General features: G+C 68.0%; 7 protein-coding genes. 4 read left to right on the top strand and 3 right to left on the bottom strand.

Annotation, left to right across the window (positions count from 1 at the left end; genetic code table 11):
- Nucleotides 1–9 precede the first annotated feature (9 nt).
- From WD271_12865 to WD271_12875, 3 genes are all read right to left on the bottom strand, one after another.
- The gene (locus WD271_12865; GenBank protein ID MEX1008720.1) at nt 10–1,806 is read right to left on the bottom strand and encodes a hypothetical protein; all 1,797 of its coding nucleotides are present in this window, start codon (nt 1,804–1,806) and stop codon (nt 10–12) included.
- Nucleotides 1,784–3,520, bottom strand: coding sequence for a hypothetical protein (locus WD271_12870; protein ID MEX1008721.1), 1,737 nt, complete (start codon nt 3,518–3,520; stop codon nt 1,784–1,786). Before WD271_12870 ends, WD271_12865 begins: the two co-directional genes overlap by 23 nt.
- 70 nt (nt 3,521–3,590) lie before the next feature.
- On the bottom strand, nt 3,591–5,093 hold the full coding sequence (locus WD271_12875) for an AMP-binding protein (protein MEX1008722.1): 1,503 nt from the start codon (nt 5,091–5,093) through the stop codon (nt 3,591–3,593).
- A gap of 25 nt (nt 5,094–5,118) precedes the next feature.
- On the opposite strand from WD271_12875, the gene WD271_12880 reads away from it, so the two are divergent.
- The 4 genes from WD271_12880 to WD271_12895 are packed head-to-tail and all read left to right on the top strand — an operon-like array spanning nt 5,119 to nt 7,712.
- Entirely contained in the window at nt 5,119–5,781 is a 663-nt protein-coding gene (locus WD271_12880; protein MEX1008723.1) for a TetR/AcrR family transcriptional regulator, read from the top strand.
- The gene (locus tag WD271_12885; protein MEX1008724.1) at nt 5,771–6,379 is read left to right on the top strand and encodes a 2-oxoacid:acceptor oxidoreductase family protein; all 609 of its coding nucleotides are present in this window, start codon (nt 5,771–5,773) and stop codon (nt 6,377–6,379) included. The genes WD271_12880 and WD271_12885 overlap by 11 nt, the downstream gene beginning before the upstream one ends.
- Nucleotides 6,376–6,627, top strand: a complete 252-nt coding sequence (locus WD271_12890) for a 4Fe-4S dicluster domain-containing protein (protein ID MEX1008725.1) — start codon at nt 6,376–6,378, stop codon at nt 6,625–6,627. The genes WD271_12885 and WD271_12890 overlap by 4 nt, the downstream gene beginning before the upstream one ends.
- Nucleotides 6,624–7,712 (top strand): hypothetical protein, encoded by a 1,089-nt coding sequence (locus WD271_12895; GenBank protein MEX1008726.1) that lies wholly within the window; start codon nt 6,624–6,626, stop codon nt 7,710–7,712. Before WD271_12890 ends, WD271_12895 begins: the two co-directional genes overlap by 4 nt.
- Nucleotides 7,713–7,739: the final 27 nt, after the last annotated feature.

A 7,739-nucleotide genomic window follows, 5' to 3' on the forward strand; every position in this document is an offset into this window, starting at 1 on the left:
CCTTCGCTCCTACAACGCGGTCTCGCCCGCGCCGTTCGCCTTGGCGACGAACCCGCTGCTGCTCGATGCGCCGGCCTGTCCCGGGCCGCCCGCCGCCGGGCAGTCGGGGCAATCACCGGTGTACACCGGTGTGGGCGTCTGCCGGGTGTCGAAGCTGATGACGGTGCCGTCGGTGTCGAACCAGGCGAACGGCTTCTTCGGCCATGTACCACTCAGGTAGCGCTTGCCGTTGTTGATGTAACGCAGCACGCCCTTGCCCGAGTTCCCGAGGGCGTTCCCGAGGCCGGTCGTCTCCGCGTCCCACCACACGGGCGCGAAGTCGAGGCCGAGTTGGAGGTACTCGTCGTAGGGCAGACCCGGGGTCCGGCCGTAGCCGACGAAGAAGCTCGTGGGGTAACCCGACGCTGCGCCGCCCGAGGCCGGGAGCGAGAAGAGACCCTGCCGGAACGTCCTCGGCGTGAGCTTCGGACCCGCCGCGTGGATCCCGGTGAGGAGCCAACCGACGTCGCGCGGGATCACCGATGTCACCTGCGTGCCTACGGTCTCGCCCCAGTACCACGTGAGCGGGTTCGTGAGCACCGTCAGCGACTTCTCCGGAGGAGGAGGCGTCGGGTCGGGCTGGGTGTACGGGATGAGGTTCGACATGCCGAACGCGTGCGCGGCCTCCTCCTGGTCGTAGGTCCGCGCGAACAGCGCGAGGTCCTGGAACAACGCGCCCGTGAGGAACCACTCGGGGAACCATTCCTGCTTCTTGGCTTGCGCCATGAGGGCCCGGTTCATCACGTAGTCCGACAGCAGGATGACCGTCGTCACGCCGGCGTTCTTCATCTTGGTCACGATGATCGGGGCTTGCTCCTGCGCGAGCGGCTCGTCCCCGAACGGCCCGCCGTTGCTCGAGTAGCTGTTGGCAGACGCGAGCGTGCCGCCGAACTGCTTGAAGAAGCTCTCGAACTGGTCGATGTCGATGAGCGTCGGTATGTAGACCGCAGCGAACTTGCGAGTCTGCTCCTTGGCGTCGTCGCTACCCGCGAACTCGGCCTTCTTCCCCACGAGTTGCTTTCCGATGACCTCACCGGCGTTGAGCGCGGCAGCTTGCGCGTCGCTGAGACCCCACCGATACGGCGCCTGGGCCAGCGCCTTCGTGGTGGTCGCGGAGTCGCCGTACACGAGGATCTTCGCCTTGGCGAGCTCGGCGTCGAGCACGTCGAGGCCGGCGGTGACGTTGTCCATCACCGCGAAGGGCTTCATCGCCTTGACGGTGACCGCATCGGCGCGCTGTGCCGTCTCGTCGGAGCCCGACGATGTCAGGTACTTCACTTCGATGTCGCGTCCCCATGTCTCGTACCACTTCATCAGCGGCAGGAGGTAGTCGTGCAACGCATCCGCGTACGAGCCGCCCGGTGTCATGTCGACGCGTCGCACCGGTAGCGTCCCTCCCGCGACGGACGCGGCGCTGAGCTCGGACTCGTTCGGCAGCACCGCGACCACGGCGATCTTGTCCTTGGTGACGCCCCGGTAGGTCGCACCGCCGTTGTCGGCACCGGCCTTCCAGGGCTTCACGCAGACCGGCCCAGCGCCGACGACGGTGGAGCTGAACCGGCCGTACACGCCGTAGCGCGGGTCGTCGTGACGGCACTTGGGATTGTTGAGCGCGGCCGCACTGCCGATGCCGGAGCCGGGCGTGGGCTTCCCGGTGCGTGGCGGCGGCGCGACCGCCGACGTGGCGACCGCCGAGATGGTGAGCGCGGCGACCATCGCCGCGACCGTCGCGAACACCGCGCTTCTACAGCGCAGCATCGCCGTCACCGTTCGCCTTCGCGACGAACCCGCTGGAGCTCGGCGTGCCCGCTTGTCCCGCGCCGCCTTGGCTCGGGCATCCGGTGCAGTCACCCGCGTACACGGGCGTCGGCGTCGGGCGAGTATCGAACTTGTAGACCGAGGTCGCCTTGTCGAACCAGCTGAACTGCCGCTTCGGCACGGTGCCGCTTCGGAACCGCTTCGAGTCGTTGGCGTACCACCCCACCCCTTTGGCTTCGGTTCCGGTTCCCTGTGAGGGACCGCTCGTCTCGGGGTCCCACCACACGACGCCGAAGTCGATGCCCACCTGCATGTACTCGTCGTAGGGCAAGCCGGCGTTCTTGCCGTACCCGGTCATGGTCCCGGTGGGGTAGCCCAGCGCGGCGCCACCGGTGGCCGGGAGCGAGAAGAGACCCTGCTGGAACGTCTTCGGTGTGAGCTTCGGCCCCGCGGCCTGGATCCCGCTGAGCAGCCAAAGGATCTGCTGAGGTGGGGAACTGGCCGTGGTGCCGACCCCTTCGCCCCAGTACCAGTCGAGACGTTCTTTGGTGCCGTCGAGCGTGTTCGCCGCGGCCGGGTTCGGGTACACCCACGGCGACACGTTCGAGATGCCGAACGCGTGCGACGACTGCTCGACTGGATACGAGCGGGCGAGGAGTGCGAGGTCGTGGAACACGGTGCCGGTGAAGAACCACTCGGGGAACCACTCCTGCTTCGTCGCGTTGTCCATGAGCGATCGCGTCATCGCGACATCGGTGAAGAGGATCACGGTCGTGACGCCCGCCTCCTTCAGCTTCGTCGCGATGACCGGCGCTTGTTCCTGGGCACTCGTGGCGTCGCCGATCGTCGATCCGTTGGCGGTGTAGCTCGCTTCGGACGCGATCGTGCCGCCGTACTTCTTGAGGTTGCTCTTCATCTGCTCGACGTCGATGATGTCCTGGATGTAGACGGTGCCGAACTTGCGTGTCCGACTTTTCACGTCGTCGCCGCCGAACTTCGCCTTCTTGTGAACGAGTTGCTTGCCGATGACCTCGGTGGAGTTGCTGGCGGCGGCCTGCGTGTCGCTCTGTCCCCACCGGTACGGCGCCTGGGCGAGCGCCTTCTGCGTGGTGGTGGAGAAGCCGAACACGAGGATCTTCGCCTTGGCCATCTCGGTATCGAACACGTCGAGGGCGGTGGGCGCGAGATCCATCACCGCGAAGGGCTTCTCGGCCTTGATCGTGATCGCGTCGGCACGCTGCGCGGCCTCGTCCTGGCCGGTCGAGACGTAGAACCGCATCTCGATGTTTCGGCCCCACGTCTCGTAGTACTGCATGAGCGGCAACAGGTAGTCGTGGATCGCGTTTTGGTACGTGCCCTTCGAGTTGTCGACGCGGTTCATCGGTGTCGCGCCGCCGACCATGCTGAGTTGTTGGTCGTTCGGGATGATCGCGTACACCAGAATCCGGTCCATGGTGACGCCGGGTGCCGTGGCGCCGCCGTTGTCGTCACCGTCCTTCCAGGGCTTCACGCAGACCGGTCCGCCGCCGACGACGGTGGAGTTGAAGCGCCCGTACACGCCGAACCTGGGCTCGTCGTGCGTGCACTTCGGGTTGTCGAGCGCCGCGGCGGTACCGATGCCCGATCCCGGGTTGGGCTTGGCCGCCCCCGGTGGCGCCGAGACCGCGGCGGCGGCCGGAATCACCAGCGCGGTGGCCAGCGATGCGGCAAGAACGAGACCCAAGAGCCTGCTCCCACGACCATTCATGCGACCCCCCAGGTACGCGCGAGCGACGTCGCCCGCGATTGTACGGTCAGATCTGTCGTTGTGTTGCGCGCCAGTAGCGGTCACGGAGCTCGCGCTTCCGCACCTTGCCGAGCGGGTCGACGAGCAGTTCGTCGACGAAGTCGATCGACCGCGGGCACTTGTGGCTCGTGAGCTGCTCGTGGCAGTGCGCGATGAGCTCGTCGGCGGAGACCGGCGTTGCGGGGACGACGATCGCGAGCACCGACTCGCCCCACTCCTCGTCGGGAACGCCGATTACCGCCGCGTCGGACACGCTCGGGTGCGCGGTGAGGACGCGCTCGACCTCCGCGGGGTACACGTTGACGCCGCCCGTGATGATGACGTCCTTCTGGCGGTCGATCAGGAACAGGAAACCTTCGTCATCGAGGTAGCCGATGTCGCCGACGGTGAACAGATCGCCGCGCCACGCCGACGCGGTCGACTCCGGCGAGCCCGCGTACTCGAACCGTTGACCACCCGGCGGTCGGATGTGCACCAGCCCGGGCACGCCCGCCGGCACCTCGTTGCCCGACTCGTCGAGGATCACGACCTCGATGCCGAGCGCGGCCGCCGCGCGCCCGACGGTGCCCGGGTGCGAGAGCCAATCTTCCGGCGACGCGATGGTGGCCAGCCCCTCCATGCCGCCGTAGGTCTCCCAGATGATCGGGCCGAACAGGTCGAACATCGCCTGCTTCGCAGGTATGGGACACGGTGCCGATCCGTGGAGAACCCGCTTGATCGACGAAAGGTTGCAGCGCTCGCGCACCTCCGGATCGAGGGCGGCGATGCGAACGAACTGCGTCGGCACCATGTTCATGTACGTCACGCGCTCGGCCTCGATGAGTGCGAGGAGCGCTTCGGGGTCGAATCGCTCCATGAGGACGACGGTCTGCCCGCACGCGAGAGCCTGCAGCGGGTAGCCGTGCCCCGCACCGTGGTGCAGCGGGAGGCACGTAAGGTTCACCTCGTCGGCATCGGTCAGGCCCCAGAACTGGAGCAAGGACGTGTTCGGACGTGCGCCCGCCGTCCATGGTCCGGCGCTCGTGGGGCGGACGATGGCCTTGGGTCGGCCCGTCGTGCCGGATGTGTACACGCGGACCGCCACGAAGTCGGGTGATGTCGCGCCCGGGATCGCAACGTCGGTGTGCTCGGCGAGCGCGCGCTCGTACTCCTCTCCCACGTGGAGTGTCGGCCCGATGTCGTCGGCACGTGCGTTGTCGTCGCTCACGAGCAGCACCGCACCCGAGTCGCGCATGAGGTAGTCGAGCTCGTCGGTGGTCGAACGCCACGAAGCCGGCACCAACCGCGCGCCGAGCCGCGCGCTCGCCAGCGCGACCTCCACCCACTCCGGACGGTTCCCGAGCGTCGTCACGATCGGTGCATCGCGCGCGACGCCGAGGGCGTCGAGCGCGCGCGCCAGCCGGTTGACGCGGCGATCGAGTTCCCCGTAGCTGACACGGCGATCACGCCACACCAGCGCGGCCTTGTCGGGCGTGGCGGCGGCGGCGCCCGCGACGCCGCTGGTGTTCATCATCCGCGCAGAATAACGTTCTCGCATGAATCGTGCTCGGGGCGCCGAGGTCGTGCTGGACCGGCGAGAGCAGGAGAACGGGGTTCTGTCGATCTCGGCATGGGCGGCGGAGCAGGCGGCTTCGACGCGCGAGCGGCGGCTGCTCATGCAGGCGGCCATCGACGTGATGTGCGAGCAGCCCGACAAGAGCCCTCGGGTGAGCGACATCGTCGGGCGCGCCGGCCTCTCGAACAACGCGTTCTACCGGCACTTCCGCGGCAAGGACGACCTTGTGCTCGCGATCCTCGACGACGGCCGGCGCACCCTGCTTGGGTATCTCGACCATCTGATGGGGGGGGAGGCTACGGGGCAGAGCAAGGTGCGGCGCTGGATCGAGGGGATGATGGCACAGGCCGTCGACCACGACGCTGCCGCCCGCACACGCGCGGTGCACGTGAATGCGGCGCGCGTCGACGGTGGTGTGGGCGACAAAGGGCGCCGCGCCGAGGCCGACCTGCGCGCATTGCTCCAGACCGCGCTCCGCCAAGCGGGCAGCGCCGATCCCGCGCTCGACGCGTACGTGATCTGGCAGGCGGTCGTCGGCAGCATGACCGACTTCCTCGTGCGGCAGGTCGAGCCGTCGGTCGAGGACATCGGGCATCTCGCGTCTTTCTGCGTGGCCGGGCTCGGGGTAGCGCATGGAACGTGAGGTGCTCGTGAGCGGCGTCGGCGGTCAAGGGATACAGCTCGCGGCGCAGACCCTCGCACGGGCCGCCGCGCTCGAGGGCCGCGAGGTGACCCTCTTCGGCGTGTACGGCGGTTCGATGCGCGGCGGCAACACCGACTCCACCGTTGTCATCGGTGACGCGCCGATCGAAGCCGCGCCGATCGTCTCGCGGGCTTGGTCGGCGATCGTCATGAGCCTCCAGTTCTGGGAGGCGGGTGGGCGTGGCACGGGGATGTCGCGCAAGCTCGAACCGGGCGGGCTCGTATTGCTGAACTCGTCGCTCGCGGCGGACGGAGGCCCGGATCGTGACCGCTACGAGGTCGTCGACGTGCCGGCCAGCGAGATCGCGTCACGCGCCGGGCGCGAGCTCGGGCAGTCGATGGTCATGCTCGGTGCCTATGCCAAGGTCACCGGCGTCGTCGGTGTCGAGTCTCTGGTCGAGGGGATGTCGCAGTCGTTGCCGGCATACCGCCGTCAACACATCGCCGACAACGCGGCCATGATCCGCGCCGGTCACGACCTCCACGACCTGCGCCGCGTGCCGTTCTGGGAAACCCCAGTGGTGGAACGCGCGCGGTGAACGTCCTCACGCGCGGGACCGTCACGATCGCGGTCGATCGGTGCAAGGGCTGCGAACTGTGCATCCCCGCGTGTCCTCCCGACGTGCTCTCGATGTCGGAGGATCTCAACCAGCACGGTTTCCGCTACCCGATGCTGCATCCCGGCTGCACGGGCTGCCAGGCCTGCCAGGTGGTGTGTCCCGACTGGGTGTTCACGGTGTTCCGCTTCCACGACCCGATCGACCTCGACGACGGGTTGCAACCATGACCGACCCAGGCTTGCCGACTCGGCGCCTGATGGAGGGCTCGGAGGCGATGGCCGAAGCCGCGATCGCTGCCGGTTGCCGCTTCTTCGCCGGGTATCCGATGACACCCTTCACCGAGTTGCTCGAGCACTTCGCGAAACGTCTCCCGGAAGTCGGGGGCGTGTGCGTGAACGCCGAGAGCGAGCTCGAAGCCGTGGGAATGTGCTGGGGTGCGTTGACCACCGGCGCCCGCGCCGCGACCGGATCCACGGGGCAGGGGCTCTCCCTGATGCAGGAGTCCTTCGCCGAGGCGGCACTGGCCGGCTTGCCGATGGTGATCTTCAACATGTCGCGGGGCCAGAGCGACTACTTCCAGGCCACGCGTGGTGGCGGGCACGGCGACTATCGCCACATCGTGCTCGCGCCCATGGACGTGGCCGAGGCCGTCGAGCTCACGCAGCTCGCGTTCCATCTCGCCGACAAGTGGCGCAACCCGGTGCTCGTCTACGGCGACTTCCTCATCGCCCACACCTATGCCGCGGTCGACATCGAGCCGATCGCCTTCGGGTCGCTCGCGCCGAAAGGGTGGGCGCTCGACGGTACGACGAGCGGTACCGGTCGGGCGAAGATCGTCACCCCACTCGGCATCGGAAAGACCCACGACGTGGGCCCGGGGATCGAAGCGCACTTCCAGGCCGTCGGGCCGCACATCGAGGAGATCGCCGCGGTCGAGCAACGCCACGACTCCGGATATGTCACCGACGCGGAGCACGTCGTCGTCGCGTTCGGATCGGCGGCGAAGTTCGTGCGCAACGTCGTGCGTGACCTGCGCGCGAGCGGCGTTCCCGTCGGTTACGTGCGCCCGATCACGCTGTGGCCCTTTCCGTACGACACGCTGCGTTCGGCCGCCGAGGGCGTGCGCAGCGTGATGGTGTTCGAGAACAGCGCGGGGCAGCTGATCGACGACGTCAAGATCGCGGTGGAGGGCGCCGCCCCCGTCGTCGCGATCGGCGGCGTGTCCACCGACGGCTCCGGATTCGGAGTCGGCGACCTGTACGACGTCGACGTGATCCGGGAACGCGTGGAGATGGAGATGGAGCGAAGATGAGCACTGGCGAACGTCCTGTTGTCGCGA

This window comes from Acidimicrobiia bacterium (assembly GCA_040880805.1).
In the GTDB taxonomy this organism is placed as follows: Bacteria; Actinomycetota; Acidimicrobiia; order IMCC26256; family DASPTH01; genus DASPTH01.

What these genes read in the sequence shown, in the direction of transcription:
- WD271_12875 (MEX1008722.1), bottom strand. Translation starts at nt 5,093, where the DNA reads ATGAACACCAGCGGCGTCGCGGGCGCCGCCGCCGCCACGCCCGACAAG.
- WD271_12895 (MEX1008726.1), top strand. Translation starts at nt 6,624, where the DNA reads ATGACCGACCCAGGCTTGCCGACTCGGCGCCTGATGGAGGGCTCGGAG.
- WD271_12880 (MEX1008723.1), top strand. Translation starts at nt 5,119, where the DNA reads ATGAATCGTGCTCGGGGCGCCGAGGTCGTGCTGGACCGGCGAGAGCAG.
- WD271_12885 (MEX1008724.1), top strand. Translation starts at nt 5,771, where the DNA reads ATGGAACGTGAGGTGCTCGTGAGCGGCGTCGGCGGTCAAGGGATACAG.